Genomic DNA, 15,857 nt, shown 5'->3' on the forward strand with positions numbered 1-15,857 from the left:
CATGCACGCCCCTCCGAAGCCTTCGCCCGCGCTCCCCCGCTCCCCTTCCCGTACGCCGTCCGCCCGGAGGACGGTGACCCGTACCGGGCTCGCCCTCGCCGTCGTGTTCGTGGTGCTGCTGGCCCTGGTGTCCGGCGCGTGGGAGCCGCTCGTCTCGCTCGACCGGCAGGTCGCGGAGGGGCTGCACCCCGTGGCCGTGGAGCACCGCGGCTGGACGCGGTGCGTGCGCGTCCTCTCCGACTGGCTGTGGGACCCCTGGACGATGCGCGCCGCCCTGGCCGTGGCCGCGCTGTGGCTCGTCCGGCGGCGCGACTGGCTGCTCTGCGCCTGGATCGCCGGGACGTCAGCCCTGGGGACCGCGCTCCAGCAGGGGCTCAAGGCGGCGGTGGGGCGGGCCCGTCCGAGCTGGCCGGACCCGGTGGCGACCGCGCACTACGCGGCCTTCCCCTCGGGGCACGCCCTGACGGCGACGGTCGCCTGCGGGCTCCTCGTGTGGCTGCTGTGGCGGTACGGCGTCCGGGCGGCGTGGCTGCGGGCCGCTCTGGCGGCCGGGGCGGTGTCGGTGCTCGGGGTCGGCTTCACCCGCCTGTACCTGGGGGTCCACTGGCTGTCGGACGTCGTGGGCGGGTGCCTGCTGGGCGGGGCGCTGGTGGCGGTCTCCGCGGGGGTGTTCGGCGCGCTGACGGACAGGCGGGCTGACGGGGCGGGAACGGGTGATGCCGTGCGGCCGTGAGCCGATCTCCGGCTCGCGGCCACCGTGCCCGGCCCGCTGTGTGACGCTGGCTTCCCTGAATCAATCGGTGAGCCCGCCGTCCGCTCGCACGGACGGGGGCTGAGGGGGGCGTCATGACGGTCAAGGGAGTGCTCTTCGACTTCTCCGGCACGCTGTTCCGGGTCGAGTCGGCCGTGTCGTGGCTGACCGCGGCGCTGGAGCGGACGGGCGTGCGGATGGGTGAGGCCGAAGCTGCCGGGACCGCACGGCGGTTGGAGGAGGCGGGTGCGCTCCCGGGCGGGGCACAGCCGCGCTGCGTACCGCCGCATCTGACCGGGGCGTGGGCCGCGCGCGACCGCAGCGCGGAGGAGCACCGTGCCGCGTACACCGGACTGGCGCGCGAGGTGCCGCTGCCGCGGCCCGGGATCTACGACGCGCTGTACGAGCGCCACATGGAGCCGGCCGCCTGGCGCCCGTACGCCGACGCGGCCGGCGTCCTCGGTGAACTGCGGCAGCACGGTGTGCGAACGGCCGTGGTCAGCAACGTCGGCTGGGATCTGCGGCCGGTGTTCCAGGCACACGGCCTCGGCGCGTGGGTGGACGCCTATGCCCTGTCCTTCGAACACGGTGTGCAGAAGCCCGATCCACGGCTGTTCCTGGCGGCCTGTCAGGAGCTCGGGCTGGCTCCCGGGGAGGTGCTGATGGTGGGGGACGACCGCCGGGCCGACGGGGGAGCCGCCGCGCTGGGCTGTGCGGTGCATCTGGTGGACCATCTGCCCGTAGAGGAGCGGCCGGCGGGGCTGCGGCCGGTGCTCGGACTGGTCGGCTGAGGACCGCCGGCAGGCGGCAGAGACAGGCGGCAGGCCTGCCTGCAAAGCCTTGCTGCTGAGGGCCTCCGTGGCCGTACGAGCCCACCACGCTGGTCTGGGCGGTCCCCCGCGCCGCCCAGGCCAGCCGGCACGCCGGAGTCTCCACCACGCCGGGAGGCGGGGCAGGACGGCCGGATAGCTCCTGAGTATATTGGCCCGGAGCCAGTCAACGCAGGAGTTATGGAATGTCCCCGCGCAGCGCGTCGGCCAACGAGGAGATGCGCCGCCGTTCCCGTGAGCGGCTGCTCCAGGCGACGGTCGAGCTCATCGGTGAACGCGGGTACGAGGCGACGACGCTCGCCGACATCGCCGACCGGGCGGGCACGGCGCGCGGCCTCGTCTCGTACTACTTCCCCGGCAAGCGGCAGTTGCTGCAATCCGCGGTGCACCGCGTGATGCACATGGAGCTCGAGGCCGGCCTGGAGCGCCCCCCGCGCGCCCGGGACGGCCGCGAGCGCCTCGCCCGCGCGATCGACGCGATCCTCGGGCTCGCGCGGGACCGGCCGCTGCTGATGCGCACCCACATGGCCGGAATCCTCCAGGCGGAGGGGTTCATCCAGTGTCCCGAGCAGCAGCGCCTCGCGCATCTGCTGCACGACACGGTGGCGGCCTACGGCTCCCCCGACCCCGACGCGGACTACCCGCTGCTGCGCGCGCTGCTGATGGGCGCCGTCGTGGCGGTCCTGCTGCCGGGCGCGCCCATGCCGTTCGAACGCCTGCGCGCGGAGCTGTTCCACCGCTACGGCCTCGACTGGGACCTGGGCGTTCCGCCGGGGCCCGAGCCGCCGCCCGCGGGCGCCTGACCCGCGTCCCTTGCCCCGTCCGGCCCTCCCGAACCGGCCACGCCCGCCTGTCGCACTCCCGTCCCACGGCCTCCGGTGCGATCCTGGAGGGACCTACGGGACATCTGCGGAGATCCGCGGAAAGGGGCCCACCGTGCTTCGCATCGCCGTCGTCGGGTCGGGGCCGAGCGGGGTCTACACCGCCCAGGCCCTGGTGCAGCAGCAGGACGTCCCCGGTGTGACGGTGGACGTGCTGGACCGGCTGCCCTGCCCGTACGGGCTGGTGCGCTACGGCGTCGCGCCCGACCACGAGAAGATCAAGTCGCTCCAGAACAACCTGCGGGCCGCCATGGAGCACCCGGACATCAGGTTCTTCGGGAACGTCCCGGTGGGCGACGGCCCCCGCGGCATCGCGCCGCGCAGGCTCCTGGACCTGTACCACGCGGTGGTGTACTGCGTCGGGGCCGCGACCGACCGGCGGCTCGGCATCCCGGGCGAGGACCTGCCCGGCAGCTTCTCGGCCACGGAGTTCGTCTCCTGGTACAGCGCCCATCCGGACGCGGCGCCGGGCGGGTTCGTGCTGGGCGCGCGCTCCGCGGTCGTCATCGGCGTGGGGAACGTGGCCGTCGACGTGGCCCGCGTGCTGGCGCGCGGCGCCGGCGAGCTGCACCACACCGACGTGCCGGACGCCGCCCTGGGCGCGCTCGCGGAGAGCCGGGTGACGGACATCCACATGGTCGGCCGGCGCGGGCCGTCGCAGGCGAAGTTCACCACGAAGGAGCTGCGCGAACTGGGCACACTGCCGGGCGCGGAGACGCTCGTGCAGGCCGGGGAGGCGGCGCTCGACCCCGCGTGGGCCGACCCCGGCGCCCTGCCCGCGGTGGGGCGGCGCAACGTGGAGGTCCTGCGCGAGTGGTCCGGGCGGCCTCCCGCGGGCCGCCCGCGCCGCATCCACGTGCGGTTCTTCCTCCGCCCTGTCGCCCTGCTCGGCGACGGGGCGGTGCGCGCCGTGCGCTTCGAGCGGACGGTGCCGGACGGCCGCGGCGGCATCGCCGGAACCGGTGAGTTCGAGGACGTCGAGGCGCAGTTGGTACTGCGCTCGGTCGGCTACCGCGGCGTGCCGATCGCGGGCCTGCCGTTCGACGGCGGGCTGGGGACCGTTCCGCACGCGGAGGGCCGGGTGCTGCGGGACGGGACGCCGTCGCCCGGCGAGTATGTGGCGGGCTGGATCAAGCGTGGCCCGACGGGCGTGATCGGCACGAACCGCTCGTGCGCGAAGGAGACGGTGGCGTCCCTGCTGGCCGATGCCGGGGCGCTCTCGGCGCGCACGCCCGTGACCGCCGAGGAGGCGCGGGCCGTCCTGCGGGCGGCGGGGCGGCGGCCCGTGGAGTGGCCGGGCTGGCTGGGCATCGAGGCCGCGGAGGCCGCTCTCGGCCGGAGGCTGGGTCGCGGGCCGGTGAAGATCCCGGACTGGGCGGGGCTGCTGTCCGCGGCGCGCGCCGACGGCTGACGATCAGAGGCGGGCGGCGGACGTCCCCTGGGGCCGCGGGTTCCGTCAGGGCGCGGCGCTCAGCCGGGACGCCTGGAGCGAGGCCGCCGTGAGGACGGAGCCGAGGAGCCCGGGGAAGAGCGCTTCGAGGTCGTCGCGGCGCAGGGCGTTCATCTTCGCGGTGCCCCGGTAGATCTGCTGGACCACGCCGTTCTCGCGCAGCACGCGGAAGTGGTGGGTCGTCGTCGACTTGCTGACCGGGAGGTCGAAGACCGAGCAGTTCAACTCGCCCTCCACCGCGGCGAGGTCGCGCACGATCTGCAAGCGCATGGGGTCGGAGAGCGCGTGCAGCACGCCCTCCAGGCGGATGTCCGCGCGGTCGGGATGCTCCAGGAAGCGGCCGCTCGGCGACGTCTGTTTCTGCGCTTCCTGTTCCTTCTGAGCCTTCTGCGCCGTCACGGCTGCCCCTCCAACCACGTACGCCGGGGATTTCCACGACACCCTCATTGTACGAGGACCCTCGTAGTTTGACATCCCTCGTACTACGAGAGCTATCGTACGACTGGACCGCCGAGGAAACTCCCGGCGCACTTGGAGGAGCCCGCCGTGACCGCGATGACCGCACTCTTCACTCCGTACGACCTGCGCTCGCTCACCATGCCCAACCGGATCTGGATGGCCCCGATGTGCCAGTACAGCGCCGAGGTCTTCGGGCCGGGCGCGGGCGTCGCCCACGACTGGCACTTCACGCACTACGCCGCCCGCGCGACCGGCGGCGCGGGGCTGATCCTGGTAGAGGCGACCGCGGTCAGCCCCGAGGGCCGCATCAGCCCGGCCGACCTCGGGCTCTGGAACGACACCCAGGCCGCGGCGCTCCGCCGCATCGCTTCGTTCCTCAAGGAGCGCGGCACCGTGCCGGGCATCCAGCTCGGGCACGCCGGCCGCAAGGCGGCCACCGACCGCCCGTGGCGCGGCGGCAAGCCGGTGGGCCCGGACGAGGCCTGGCAGCTGGTCGCCCCGAGCGCGGTGCCGTTCGCGCAGGGCCACCCCGTGCCGGACGAGCTGACGGTCGAGCAGATCCAGCGGATCGTGCGGCAGTTCGCGGAGGCGGCGCAGCGCGCCCTGGCCGCCGGCTTCCAGGTCGTGGAGGTGCACGGCGCGCACGGCTACCTCATCCACGAGTTCCTGTCCCCGCTCAGCAACCGGCGCACCGACGCCTACGGGGGTTCGTTCGAGAACCGGGCGCGCTTCGCGCTGGAGGTCGTGGAAGCGGTGCGCGCGGTGTGGCCGGAGGAACTTCCGGTGTTCTACCGGACGTCGGCGACGGACTGGGTGACGGAGAACCCCGAGGACGAGCGCGACAGCTGGACCGCCGACGACACCGTGCGCCTCGCGCGCGAGCTGCGGGTTCGCGGCGTGGACCTGATGGACGTCTCCACGGGCGGCATCACCTCGGGCATACGCATCCCGACCGGCCCCGGCTACCAGGTGCCGTTCGCCCGCCGGGTCCGCGAGGAGGCCGGCCTGCCGACCGGCGCGGTCGGCCTGGTCACCGAGCCGCAGCAGGCCGAGAAGATCCTCGCCTCCGGTGACGCCGACGCCGTCCTGCTCGGCCGCGAACTGCTCCGCGACCCGTACTGGCCCCACCACGCGGCGGCCGCGCTCGGTGCGGCGAAGCGCCTGCCCGACCAGTACGGCTGGGCCGTCTGAGAGACATCCGAGACACATGGGGCAGCAACGGCCCGTGGGCCACACGTACGGCTGAATCCGCCGGGCGGGAACGGGCGGGCGTACGCGCTGCTCCCCGCCCGGCCCGGCCCCGCAGCCCGGGACGTGAGCGCCGCACCTCCCTCGCGTACGATCCTAGACTTGCGCAACTGCCAGCAGTTTGTTGAGAGGGAGGGGCGGCAGCCGTGGCTGCACGACCTTTGCACGAGATCGTCGAACCGGGCTGGGCGAAGGCCCTGGAGCCGGTGTCCGGCCGGATCGCCGCGATGGGCGACTTCCTGCGCGCCGAGATCGCCGCGGGCCGCACGTACCTGCCGTCGGGCGCCAACGTCCTGCGCGCCTTCCAGCAGCCGTTCGACGACGTCCGGGTGCTGATCGTCGGTCAGGACCCGTACCCGACGCCGGGACACGCCGTGGGGCTGAGCTTCTCCGTGGCACCCGAGGTGCGTCCGCTGCCCGGCAGCCTGGAGAACATATACCGCGAGATGCACACCGACCTGGGGCTGCCGCGGCCGTCCAACGGCGACCTCACGCCGTGGACCCGGCAGGGCGTCCTGCTGCTCAACAGGGCGCTGACCACCGCCCCGCGCAAGCCCGCCGCACACCGTGGCAAGGGGTGGGAAGAGGTCACCGAGCAGGCGATCCGGGCGCTGGTCGAACGGGGGCGGCCGCTGGTGGCGATCCTCTGGGGGCGCGACGCGCGCAACCTGCGGCCGCTGCTGGGGCAGGTGCCGTCCGTGGAGTCGGCGCACCCCTCCCCCATGTCGGCCGACCGCGGCTTCTTCGGCTCGCGGCCGTTCAGCCGCGCCAACGACCTCCTGGTGAGCCAGGGCGCCGCCCCGGTGGACTGGCAGCTTCCGTGATGCCGGCGCGCCACCGGGCTCCCGGCCTCGGCGCGGCGCGTCCGCGGACGCGGCCGGCCAGGTAAGCCCGATGGGTCCGGCGGGTCCGATGAGCGCTATGGCCGCGGCCCGGTGAGTCCTGTGGCCGGTCACGTCCTCGGCGTCGACTCCGGCGGTTCGGGGATCCGCGTCGCCCTGCGCGCGGTCCCGGGCAGCGGCCCGGACCTGACCTGGGCCTCCTCCGTCCCGGCCGCCGTCGGCGAGCAGGGCATCGACGCCCGGGGGGTGCTCGGCCAGGTGCTGCCCGCGGCCCGGAGCCTGCTGGCGCGGGCCGGGGCGCAGCGCTGCGAGGCCGCCTGCGTGGGCGCCGCCGGCATGGCCACGCTCGGCACCGGTCTGCGCGCCGTCCTGCCCTCCGCCCTGCGCGAGGCCCTCGGCGTGCGCAGACTCGCCCTGGCCACGGACGCCGTCACCGCGTACGCCGGTGCCCTGGGGCAGCGGCCGGGAGCCGTCGTCGCCGCGGGCACGGGGCTGATCGCGGTGGGTACGGACCTGACCGCGGAGGGCGGCTGGCGGCGCGCCGACGGCTGGGGTCACCTGCTGGGCGACTGCGGGAGCGGCGCCTGGATCGGCCGTGCCGGGCTGGAGGCGGCGATGCGGGCGTACGACGGGCGGGCCGGTGGTTCGCGCGCCCTGCTGGAGCGCCTGCGGGCGGTCTTCGGCCCGCCGCCGGAGCTGCCCGCCGCCCTGTACCCGCGGGCGGACCGGCCCGCGGTCCTCGCCTCGTTCGCCCCGGAGGTGGCCCGGTGCGCCCCGGCCGACCCGGTGGCGGCCGGCATTCTGCGCCGGGCGGCCCGGCACATCGCCGAGGCGGCCGCGGCCGTCTGCCCGCCGCCTCCCCGGCCCGGCCGGGAAGCGACGCCGGCGGCGACCAGCCGGCAGGCAGGTCTGGCGGATCCGGCCGACGAGGTGTACGAGGGCGCGTCGCACGGGGACCTGCGTGGGACCGGCGAGGCGTACGAGGTGGCCGTGACCGGTGGCCTCCTCCGCATGGGGGCTCCGCTGCTGACACCTCTGCACGAGGAGTTGCAATTGCAACTTACCCATGTGCGTCAGGTCGCCGCGGCGGGCGAGCCCCTGGACGGCGCACTGTGCGTGGCCGAAGCCCTGCTGACGGACAGTCTGCTCCTGCCGGCCGACCCGCCGATGCTCCGCGTCGTTTGCTGAACACTTCCGGCCAGTCCCGTACGCTTCTGCGATGAGCGTATTTTTGGGCGAATAAATCCGGACAGACGCCACCGGGACGGCCCCACCCGAACGGCCTAGCCCTCCGAACGACTAACATGCGGCGCCATGAGCTCCCCCACAGGGCCTGCACCTGGCCTGCCTGTACGAATGCCGCGACCCCGTCAGCCCGGACGGCATCGGCGGCCGGAGCCGGCGGCCGCCCCCGTCGGCGCGCCGCCGCTGGTGCTCGCCGTTCCGGGGCTCCCCGACACGGCGACGCGCCTCCTCGCCGAGGAGGTCCTCAGCATCGCCCGCTCCGAGCTTCCGGGCCTCGACGCCCGCATCGGCTACGTGGACGCCGACGGGAGCACCGAGGGCTACCCCTCTCTGGAGTCCGTCCTCGCCTACGCCGCCGCGCAGCGCGCCGCTCGCGCGAGCGAAGCCCGCGAAGCCGGTGCCGAGGGCGCCGCCGCCGACGCCTGGGACCAGTGGCCTTCGGCCATCGTGGTGCCGCTCCTGGCCGGCCCGGACAACGCCCTCCTGCGCCGCATCCGCCAGTCCGTCATGAGCAGCGGTTCCGCCGCCGAGCTCACCGACGCGCTCGGCCCGCACCCGCTGCTCGCCGAGGCTCTGCACGTCCGCCTGTCGGAGGCCGGCCTGGCCCGCGCCGACCGCGCGCGACTGTTCACAGTTGCAACGGCGGCGGACGGGATCATCCTGGCGACGGTCGGCGGCGAGGAGGCCGTGCAGGCCGCCGGGATCAGCGGCATGCTGCTCTCCGCCCGCCTCGCCGTGCCGGTCCTCGCGGCCGCTCTCGACATCGACGGCGACATCGCGCGCGCGGCCGACCAGCTGCGCGGCTCCGGCTCGCAGAACCTGGCGCTCGCCCCGGGCCTCATCGGCCCGGAGATCGCCGAGGGTCTCGCGGACGCCGCCGCCAAGGAGGCGGACTGCGCGGCCGCCGCGCCGCTCGGCGCCTACCCGGCGATCGGCAAGCTCGTCCTGGCCAAGTACGCGGAGGTGCTGGGCATATCCGTGCAGCCGGCCCAGGGCCCGGCGCGCTGACCGCCCTCGCCGAACCGCCTGCACTCCCGTACGGGTCCTGCGATCAGACCGTGCCGTGACTGTCTGACCGCTCACCCCGTCCGTCTTCTGAAGAGGGGCTCCCGCACTGCGGAGAGCCCCTCTCGGCGTTTCCGGGGCCGGGGTGGCGGGTCGTCCGGGGCGGGTCTCCGGGCCCGGCTCCTGTGCCCCGCTCCGGTACTCGGCTCCCGGGCCTCAGCTGAAGATCACGCAGGATGCCGCCGGCACGGCGACCGCGCCGGCGAAGGCCGGTATGCCGGTGTCCCGGTCCACGGCGAACCACGCGACGTCGCCCGACCGCTCGTTCGCGGCGTAGAGGTAGCGGCCCGACGGGTGCAGGGTCAGGTCCCGCGGCCAGACGCCCCCGCAGCCGACGACGTCGCGGATCCCGGCGACGTCCCCCGACTCGTCGAGGGCGAGGACCGAGATGCTGTCGTGGCCCCGGTTGGCCACCCAGAGGAACCGCCCGTCGGCGGAGACCACGGGCTCGGACGGGTACGTCGGAACGCCCTCGCCCGGCGGCAGGACGCGCGTCTCGCCGAGGGGCTCCAGCAGCCCTTCCGCGCTGCTCCAGTGGCAGACGGTGACGCTCGGCGCCAGCTCGTTCAGCACGTAGACGCGGTCGGCCCGGGGAGCGAACGCCAGGTGCCGCGGGCCCGTGCCGGACCGCAGCGGAGTCTCGCCGTGGAGGCGCGGCAGGCCCGCCACCGGGTCGAGGGCGTACGTCCACACCGAGTCCGTACCGAGGTCCGCGGCGAGGAGCATGCGGCCCGAAGGGTCGGGCAGGACGGCGTGGGCGTGCGGGCCCTTCTGCCGGTCCGCGACCGGGCCGCTGCCCCGGTGGGCGAGCACCGCCGCGGGGGCGCCGAGCCCGCCGCCCCTGCGGACGGGGAGGGCGCTGACGCTGCCCGAGCCGTAGTTGGCGGTGAACACGTGGGTGCCGGTGACGGCCAGGTGGGTGGGTGCGTCGCCCCGTACGGGCACGGGCTCGCCGAGCGGCTCGGGCCGTACGGGATCGGCGAGGGAGAAGGCCGCGACGGCGCCCTCGTCGGTCTCGCTCACCGCGTAGAGCACGTCGGCTCCGGGCGAGAGCGCGAGGAAGGAGGGGTTCGCCACGGCGTCCGTGGAGCCCAGGAGCTTCAGCGCGCCCGTGCCGGGGTCGGTCTCGGCGACCGTGACGCCCTGTCCTCCGGCCGCCGTGTACGACCCGATGTACGCGAGCCGTCCGCGCTGCCCGGCTCGTCCGCCGCCCACCGTCATGCCGCCCTCCCCGCCCCGAAGACTGTGATCCCGACGCTACACGGCGCCACCGACATGCCGGGGGTCAGGCCTCCGCGAACACTCCGCGGGGGCCGCTGCGCAGCGGCTCTGCCAGCGAGGACAGCGAGGCCTCAAGATCGCGCAGATGGGCGAGCGCGGCCTCGGCGCCGGGGTGGTGGTGCGGCGCCGCACCGGGCAGCACGGCCGCCGGCCGGGTCTCCCCGCCGGGCGCGACGAGGCCGAGCAGCGCCGTCTCGACCCGCTGGCAGGCGGCCGTGAGCCGGGCGTCGTGCGAGGCGTCGGGGTCCGCGGCGACGGCCGCGAGGCCGCGCGCCTGCCGGGCGCAGTCGTCGAGGTGCAGCATGACCTGCCGCGCGCGCTCCTTGCGGGCGCGCAGCGGGCTGAGCGGGTGCAGCAGCGGGGCCAGGGAGACGCGGACCTTGCCGAGGAGCAGTTCGAGCTCGGCGACGTGCGGTGCGGGGTCCGCGGAGGCGTCGCCGGCCAGCCGCCGCGCGGAGTCCGCCGTGCAGTGCCGCACGGCGGACAGGGCGCGCCTGATCCAGGCGTCCGTGGCGGCGTGGGTGGTGACGGGCAGGACGAGCGCGACCGCGAGGGCGGCGCCGGCCGCACCGACGAGGGTCTGCTCGAAGCGCAGGGCGAGCAGGCCGGGGTGGAGGACGCCGAGCAGCCCGTAGAGCAGGCCGGCCATGACGGTCACGAAGAACATCATCCAGCTGTACGAGGGGGCTGCGGTGTAGAAGATCCCGAAGACGCAGACGGCGACGAGGACGGCGGTGGGCCCGGGTGCGCCGTGCAGCGGTACGGCGACGAGGAGGCCGACCGCGATGCCGGCCAGGGTGCCGATGACGCGGCGGAACCCGCGGACGAGGGTCTCGCCGCGCGAGGCGGTGTTGACGAAGATCCACCAGGCGGTGCCCACGGCCCAGTACCAGCGCTCGTCGGAGACCAGCTGGCCGACGCCGAGCGCGAGACCGCAGGCGAAGGTGTTCTGGAAGGCCAGCCGGGTGGTGTGGCGGGCGAGGCCGCGCCCGGCGAGCGGGGCCGGGCCGGCCGGCGGCGGGGTGCGGCGCTCGATGCACCACAGCCCGAAGCGCACCAGGCCGCAGGCCGCGAGGGCCATGAGCACGGCCGCGTACAGGTGCGGGAGCTGGGCGGGCACGGCGCGCAGGAACTGCGTGGCGAAGAACATCATGAAGCCGAAGATCCCGAGCGCCTGTCCGCGCGGTCCCCAGCGCCGGGCGTAGACCCCGCAGAACACGACGGCGAGGAACGCCGCGTCGCGCAGCAGGGGCGTGCCGTGCAGGGCGGCCGCCAGGGCGAGCACGGGGAAGCCGGCGGCGGGCAGCAGGGCCGTGGTGACCACCTGGCGGCCCGGCGTCGCGTCGCCGACGGTGAACATCGCGAGCAGTGCCGCGAGGCCGCCCGCGATGGAGGCGGACAGCGGCAGGCCGGACAGCTCCACGACGGTGACCGCGAAGCTCACGCCGATGACGGCGCGGACGGCGGTCCGCAGCCGGAGCCGGCCCGGATCCGGAGCCACGAAGATCCTCTTCAGTGCTGCCGCCCCCTTTCTCCCCGAGTGGGTACGCGCGCGCCCGCACGCGTACGGATGATTACGGATGGTTTTCGGATGTACAGATGGTTTGCCGGATGCCCTTCGGCATGACAAAGGCGCTGCGGGGGTCCGGTGCGGCTCCGTCGCCGCCCGGCGCAGCCCATCGCAACGCCATCGATGGGTAGAGGAAAACATCCGTGGCCCCAGTGGCTCAACAGCACGCGTGATGACTGGGCCATTGGTACAGTTACCGACTGGAAACTCTGACCACGAGGAGGCCGTTGGCCCATGGCCGTGGACGCACTGGACGCGAAGATCCTCAGACTGCTGCTGGAGCAGCCCCGGACGAGCGTGCGCGAGTACGCGCGCGTGCTGGGCATCGCCCGCGGCACGCTGCAAGCCCGGCTGGACCGGCTGGAGCGCGAGGGCGTGATCACCGGTTCGGGGCCGCGGCTGTCGCCCGCCGCCCTGGGCCACCCCGTGCTGGCGTTCGTGCACATCGAGGTGACCCAGGGGCATCTGGACACGGTCGCCGAGGCGCTGGCGGAGGTCCCGGAGATCATCGAGGCCTTCTCGATCACCGGGGGCGGCGATCTGATGGCCCGGGTGGTCGCGCGGGACGCGGCGCACCTGGAGGACGTGATCCAGGTGCTGGTGCAGATGCCGGGGGTGGTGCGCACCCGTACGGAGATGGTGTTGCGCGAGCGCGTGCCCTACCGGGTGCTGCCCCTGGTGGACTCCGTGGGGCGCGCGGCGCAGCGGGGCGGGTGAGGGCGGCAGGGCGGGTGAGAACGGCCGGGCGAAGGTGACCGGTGGGGCGGGTGAGGGGCTGCCGGGCGACTCCAGCATGCTGGTCCGCATGAGCTTTTCGCGCCCTTCCCGGAATCCCGCGGTCATTTTCGATCTCGACGGAACGCTTGTGGACAGCGAACCGAACTATTACGAAGCGGGCCGCCGGGTGCTGGAGCAATACGGCGTGCCCGGCTTCAGCTGGGATCAGCACACCCGGTTCATCGGGACGGGCACCCGGGAGACGCTGGAGATCCTCCGCCGCGAGTACGGCATCGAGGCGCCGGTCGACGAGCTCCTCGCCGCCAAGAACCGTGCCTATCTGGAGCTGGCCGGGGCGCACACGGAGGCGTTCCCGGAGATGCGCCGGTTCGTGGACCTGCTCCACGCGGCGGGCGTGCCGCTCGCCGTGGCGTCGGGCTCCTCGCGGGCGGCGATCGAGGCGGTGCTGGCCCGTACGGGGCTCGGCGGCGTGCTGACCACGCTGGTCTCGGCCGAGGAGGTCGCGCACGGCAAGCCCGAGCCGGACGTGTTCCTGGAGGCCGCACGGCGGCTCGGGGCGGCGCCGGGCGACTGCGTGGTGGTCGAGGACGCCCCGCCGGGCGCGGAGGCGGCCCGCCGGGCGGGGATGGGATGTGTGGCGGTGCCCTACGTGCCGGGGACCGCCGGCGACCCCGCCTTCGCGTCGGCGGGGCTGCTCTTCCCGGGCGGCCAGAAGGAATTCGACGCCCGGCGGGCCTTCGAGTGGGTCACCGGACGGGCCACCGGGGGAAACTGAGGCGCCCCCAGATTCTCGCCGCCGAAGAACTGGTGCGATTATCGCCTCGCTCGGCATTACGGGCGAGGCGAATCGCCCGGCTCAACACGCGAGAAACAGAGGCATACATGGAGCGTTCCGTAAGACCGGTCCGCCGCTGGGGCGCGGCCGCGGTCGCATCGGCCGCAGCGGTCGCCGTCGCCCTCCCGGCGGCGACCGCCGAGGCCGCGAGCGGCCCGTCGGTCGGCGCGAAGGGCGCGTTCCTGCTCGACAGCGGCAAGAACAGCGGACTGTGGGGCAAGGATGCCGACACCCGGCGGCAGATGGCCAGCACCACCAAGGTGATGACCGCGGTGACCGTGCTGGACACCAAGGGCGTGGACCTCGACAAGAAGGTCACCATCAAGCAGTCGTACCGCGACTACGTGGCCCGCCAGGGCGCGAGCACGGCCGATCTGCGCACGGGCGACAAGATGACCGTACGGCAGCTGCTGTACGGCCTGATGCTGCCCTCGGGCTGCGACGCCGCGTACGCGCTCGCGGACACCTTCGGCAGCGGGGGCACCGAGGCGGCGCGGACGGCGTCGTTCATCGCCAAGATGAACAAGAAGGCCGCCGACCTGGGCCTGAAGAACACCAAGTACGACTCCTTCGACGGCATATCCCGGGCGGGGAACAACTACACGACCCCGCGCGACTCGGCACAGCTGGCCCGGCACGCGCTGGGCAACAGCACGTTCCGGACGGTCGTCAAGACTCCGTCGACCCGGCAGAAGGCGGCGAACATCAACCGCACCTACTACTGGGACAACACCAACAAGCTCCTCGGGTCGTACCAGGGCGCCATCGGCATCAAGACCGGCACCGGCACGGCGGCCGGCGCGTGCCTGGTCTTCGCCGCCGAGCGCAACGGCCGCACGGTGGTCGGCGTCCTGCTCAACGACGGCGCCAACCGCTACCCGGACGCCGTCAAGATGCTGGACTGGGCCTACCGGACCAAGAGCAACGTGAAGCTCCGCCAGCTGCCGGAGTCGGCGCAGAAGGACTGACGGGCCCGGCCCCGGCGGGCCGGACGAGCCCCCCGGCGGGCCCCGGCAGGCCCCGGCGGCTCAGCCGAGGAAGGTCAGCCGCACCTGGCGGTCCGGGTTGTCCCTGTTGGTGTCGACCAGGCACACCGACTGCCAGGTGCCCAGCTCCAGCCGGCCGCCGATGACCGGGAGGGTCGCGTGCGGGGGCACGAGGGCGGGCAGCACGTGGTCGCGCCCGTGGCCGCGGCTGCCGTGCCGGTGGCGCCAGCGGTCGTCCGCCGGGAGCAGGTCGTGGAGGGCGGACAGCAGGTCCTCGTCGCTGCCGGAGCCGGTCTCCAGAACGGCCACTCCGGCGGTGGCGTGCGGGACGAAGACGTTGAGCAGCCCGTCGCGGCCGGCGGCCGCCTCACGCAGGAACGCCTCGCAATCGTGCGTGAGGTCGTACACCGTCTCCGCGGAACCGGTGGCGATGTCGAGGACGTGGGTGCGGAAGGAGCCGTGGGAGCCATAGGTGTCTGCCATGGCTCCATTTTCGTACGCGGGAAGAGATCTCCCCTCCCCCGGGTTGGTAGAACCATGAACAATCCTGGGGTGCGTGAGACCGAGGTCGTGGTGATCGGCGCCGGGCAGGCGGGGCTGTCGAGCGCCTACCACCTGCGCCGTGCGGGGTACGAGCCGGACCGGGACTTCGTCGTCCTGGACCGCTCCCCGCGCCCGGGCGGCGCCTGGCAGTTCCGCTGGCCGACGCTCACCTACGGCAAGGTGCACGGCATGCATGCCCTGCCGGGCATGGAGCTGACCGGTGCGGACGCCTCCCGGCCGTCGTCCGCCGTGATCGGCGACTACTTCGCCGACTACGAGCGCACCTTCGGCCTGCGCGTGCACCGGCCGGTCGACGTGCGGGCGGTGCGCGACGCTCAGGACAGGCGGGACGGGAGCGACGGGCGGCTCACCGTCGAGACGTCCGAGGGCTTGTGGTCGGCGCGGGCCCTGATCAATGCGACCGGCACCTGGGACCGCCCCTTCTGGCCCCGCTACCCGGGCCAGTCGGCCTTCCGCGGCCGTCAGCTGCACACGGCGCACTATCCCGGCCCCCAGGCGTTCGCCGGGCAGCGCGTGGTGGTGGTCGGCGGCGGCACGTCCGCGGTGCAGCACCTGCTGGAGATCGCCGAGGTGGCCGCCGGAACCACGTGGGTGACGCGCAGGCCTCCGGTCTTCCGCGAGGGCCCCTTCGACGAGGAGTGGGGACGCGCCGCGGTCGCCCGCGTCGAGGAGCGGGTGCGCCTCGGGCTGCCGCCGCAGAGCGTCGTCTCGGTGACCGGGCTGCCGATGACGGAGGCCATGGAGCGGGCGCGGGCGGCCGGCGTCCTGGTCCCGCGGCCCGTGTTCGACCGCGTGACCCCCACGGGCGTGGCGTGGGCCAACGGAAGCACCGTCGACGCCGACGTCATCCTCTGGGCCACGGGCTTCCGGGCCGCGGTGGACCACCTCGCCCCGCTGAAGCTGCGCGAGCCCGGCGGCGGCATCCGCCTGGAGGGCACCCGCGCGGCACGCGACCCCCGCGTCCACCTCGTCGGCTACGGGCCGTCGGCGAGCACCATCGGGGCCAACCGGGCGGGCCGTGCGGCCGTGCGGGAGATCCGCGCGCTGCTCGGTTCTTCACAGCCGCTGGTCCCTGCGGCAGTATGAAGCCCTCCGGATGATCACCGCGGGAA

The 15,857-nt window shown here is 74.4% G+C and carries 16 protein-coding genes; 12 read left to right on the plus strand and 4 right to left on the minus strand.

The genetic code is table 11. The features are described from left to right. The first annotated feature begins 1 nt into the window (after position 1). The 4 genes from D7231_RS26115 to D7231_RS26130 all read left to right on the plus strand — a co-directional run bounded on the left by D7231_RS26115 (position 2) and on the right by D7231_RS26130 (position 3,873). The gene (locus D7231_RS26115) at positions 2–733 is read left to right on the plus strand and encodes a phosphatase PAP2 family protein (protein WP_120758128.1); all 732 of its coding nucleotides are present in this window, start codon (positions 2–4) and stop codon (positions 731–733) included. A 113-nt stretch (positions 734–846) separates the two neighbouring features. Beyond that, positions 847–1,542 carry an HAD family hydrolase gene (locus tag D7231_RS26120; protein ID WP_120757996.1) on the plus strand — a complete coding sequence of 232 codons (696 nt, stop codon included), beginning with the start codon at positions 847–849 and terminating at the stop codon, positions 1,540–1,542. A gap of 224 nt (positions 1,543–1,766) precedes the next feature. Beyond that, positions 1,767–2,384: a TetR/AcrR family transcriptional regulator gene (locus tag D7231_RS26125; RefSeq protein ID WP_120757997.1), complete on the plus strand. Its 618-nt coding sequence runs from the start codon at positions 1,767–1,769 to the stop codon at positions 2,382–2,384. Between the two features lie 133 nt (positions 2,385–2,517). Further along, positions 2,518–3,873 carry an FAD-dependent oxidoreductase gene (locus D7231_RS26130; protein WP_120757998.1) on the plus strand — a complete coding sequence of 452 codons (1,356 nt, stop codon included), beginning with the start codon at positions 2,518–2,520 and terminating at the stop codon, positions 3,871–3,873. 45 nt (positions 3,874–3,918) lie between these two features. On the opposite strand, the gene D7231_RS26135 is transcribed toward D7231_RS26130, so the two are convergent. Beyond that, positions 3,919–4,311 (minus strand): ArsR/SmtB family transcription factor, encoded by a 393-nt coding sequence (locus tag D7231_RS26135; protein WP_241999924.1) that lies wholly within the window; start codon positions 4,309–4,311, stop codon positions 3,919–3,921. A 156-nt stretch (positions 4,312–4,467) separates the two neighbouring features. Here D7231_RS26135 and D7231_RS26140 point away from each other — a divergent pair, with 156 nt between their 5' ends. The 4 genes from D7231_RS26140 to D7231_RS26155 all read left to right on the plus strand — a co-directional run bounded on the left by D7231_RS26140 (position 4,468) and on the right by D7231_RS26155 (position 8,714). Then, the gene (locus tag D7231_RS26140) at positions 4,468–5,562 is read left to right on the plus strand and encodes an NADH:flavin oxidoreductase/NADH oxidase (protein ID WP_120758129.1); all 1,095 of its coding nucleotides are present in this window, start codon (positions 4,468–4,470) and stop codon (positions 5,560–5,562) included. Between the two features lie 203 nt (positions 5,563–5,765). Then, positions 5,766–6,443 carry a uracil-DNA glycosylase gene (locus D7231_RS26145; protein WP_120758000.1) on the plus strand — a complete coding sequence of 226 codons (678 nt, stop codon included), beginning with the start codon at positions 5,766–5,768 and terminating at the stop codon, positions 6,441–6,443. Between the two features lie 111 nt (positions 6,444–6,554). Next, complete coding sequence (locus tag D7231_RS26150; RefSeq protein WP_120758001.1) at positions 6,555–7,649, plus strand: N-acetylglucosamine kinase; 1,095 nt, start codon at positions 6,555–6,557, stop codon at positions 7,647–7,649. A gap of 126 nt (positions 7,650–7,775) precedes the next feature. Beyond that, positions 7,776–8,714, plus strand: coding sequence for a sirohydrochlorin chelatase family protein (locus D7231_RS26155; RefSeq protein ID WP_120758002.1), 939 nt, complete (start codon positions 7,776–7,778; stop codon positions 8,712–8,714). A 213-nt stretch (positions 8,715–8,927) separates the two neighbouring features. Here the strand turns inward: D7231_RS26155 and D7231_RS26160 are convergent, their stop codons facing one another. Together D7231_RS26160 and D7231_RS26165 are read right to left on the minus strand one after the other, a co-directional pair. Continuing rightward, complete coding sequence (locus tag D7231_RS26160; RefSeq protein WP_120758003.1) at positions 8,928–9,992, minus strand: lactonase family protein; 1,065 nt, start codon at positions 9,990–9,992, stop codon at positions 8,928–8,930. 64 nt (positions 9,993–10,056) lie between these two features. After that, a complete protein-coding gene (locus D7231_RS26165; protein WP_241999940.1) occupies positions 10,057–11,559 on the minus strand; it encodes an FUSC family protein in 1,503 nt (500 codons plus the stop codon). A 297-nt stretch (positions 11,560–11,856) separates the two neighbouring features. On the opposite strand from D7231_RS26165, the gene D7231_RS26170 reads away from it, so the two are divergent. The 3 genes from D7231_RS26170 (at position 11,857) to D7231_RS26180 (ending at position 14,163) form a co-directional block, all read left to right on the plus strand. Further along, complete coding sequence (locus D7231_RS26170; protein ID WP_120758005.1) at positions 11,857–12,339, plus strand: Lrp/AsnC family transcriptional regulator; 483 nt, start codon at positions 11,857–11,859, stop codon at positions 12,337–12,339. A 76-nt stretch (positions 12,340–12,415) separates the two neighbouring features. After that, a complete protein-coding gene (locus D7231_RS26175; RefSeq protein ID WP_120758130.1) occupies positions 12,416–13,135 on the plus strand; it encodes an HAD family hydrolase in 720 nt (239 codons plus the stop codon). A gap of 107 nt (positions 13,136–13,242) precedes the next feature. Next, the gene (locus D7231_RS26180; protein WP_120758006.1) at positions 13,243–14,163 is read left to right on the plus strand and encodes a D-alanyl-D-alanine carboxypeptidase family protein; all 921 of its coding nucleotides are present in this window, start codon (positions 13,243–13,245) and stop codon (positions 14,161–14,163) included. 60 nt (positions 14,164–14,223) lie between these two features. On the opposite strand, the gene D7231_RS26185 is transcribed toward D7231_RS26180, so the two are convergent. Next, positions 14,224–14,664 (minus strand): secondary thiamine-phosphate synthase enzyme YjbQ, encoded by a 441-nt coding sequence (locus D7231_RS26185; RefSeq protein WP_120758007.1) that lies wholly within the window; start codon positions 14,662–14,664, stop codon positions 14,224–14,226. A gap of 54 nt (positions 14,665–14,718) precedes the next feature. Between D7231_RS26185 and D7231_RS26190 the strand changes: the two genes are divergently transcribed. Then, positions 14,719–15,831 (plus strand): FAD-dependent oxidoreductase, encoded by a 1,113-nt coding sequence (locus D7231_RS26190; RefSeq protein WP_199739461.1) that lies wholly within the window; start codon positions 14,719–14,721, stop codon positions 15,829–15,831. Positions 15,832–15,857 lie beyond the last annotated feature (26 nt).

This window comes from Streptomyces klenkii, from assembly GCF_003626645.1.
GTDB lineage: Bacteria > Actinomycetota > Actinomycetes > Streptomycetales > Streptomycetaceae > Streptomyces > Streptomyces klenkii.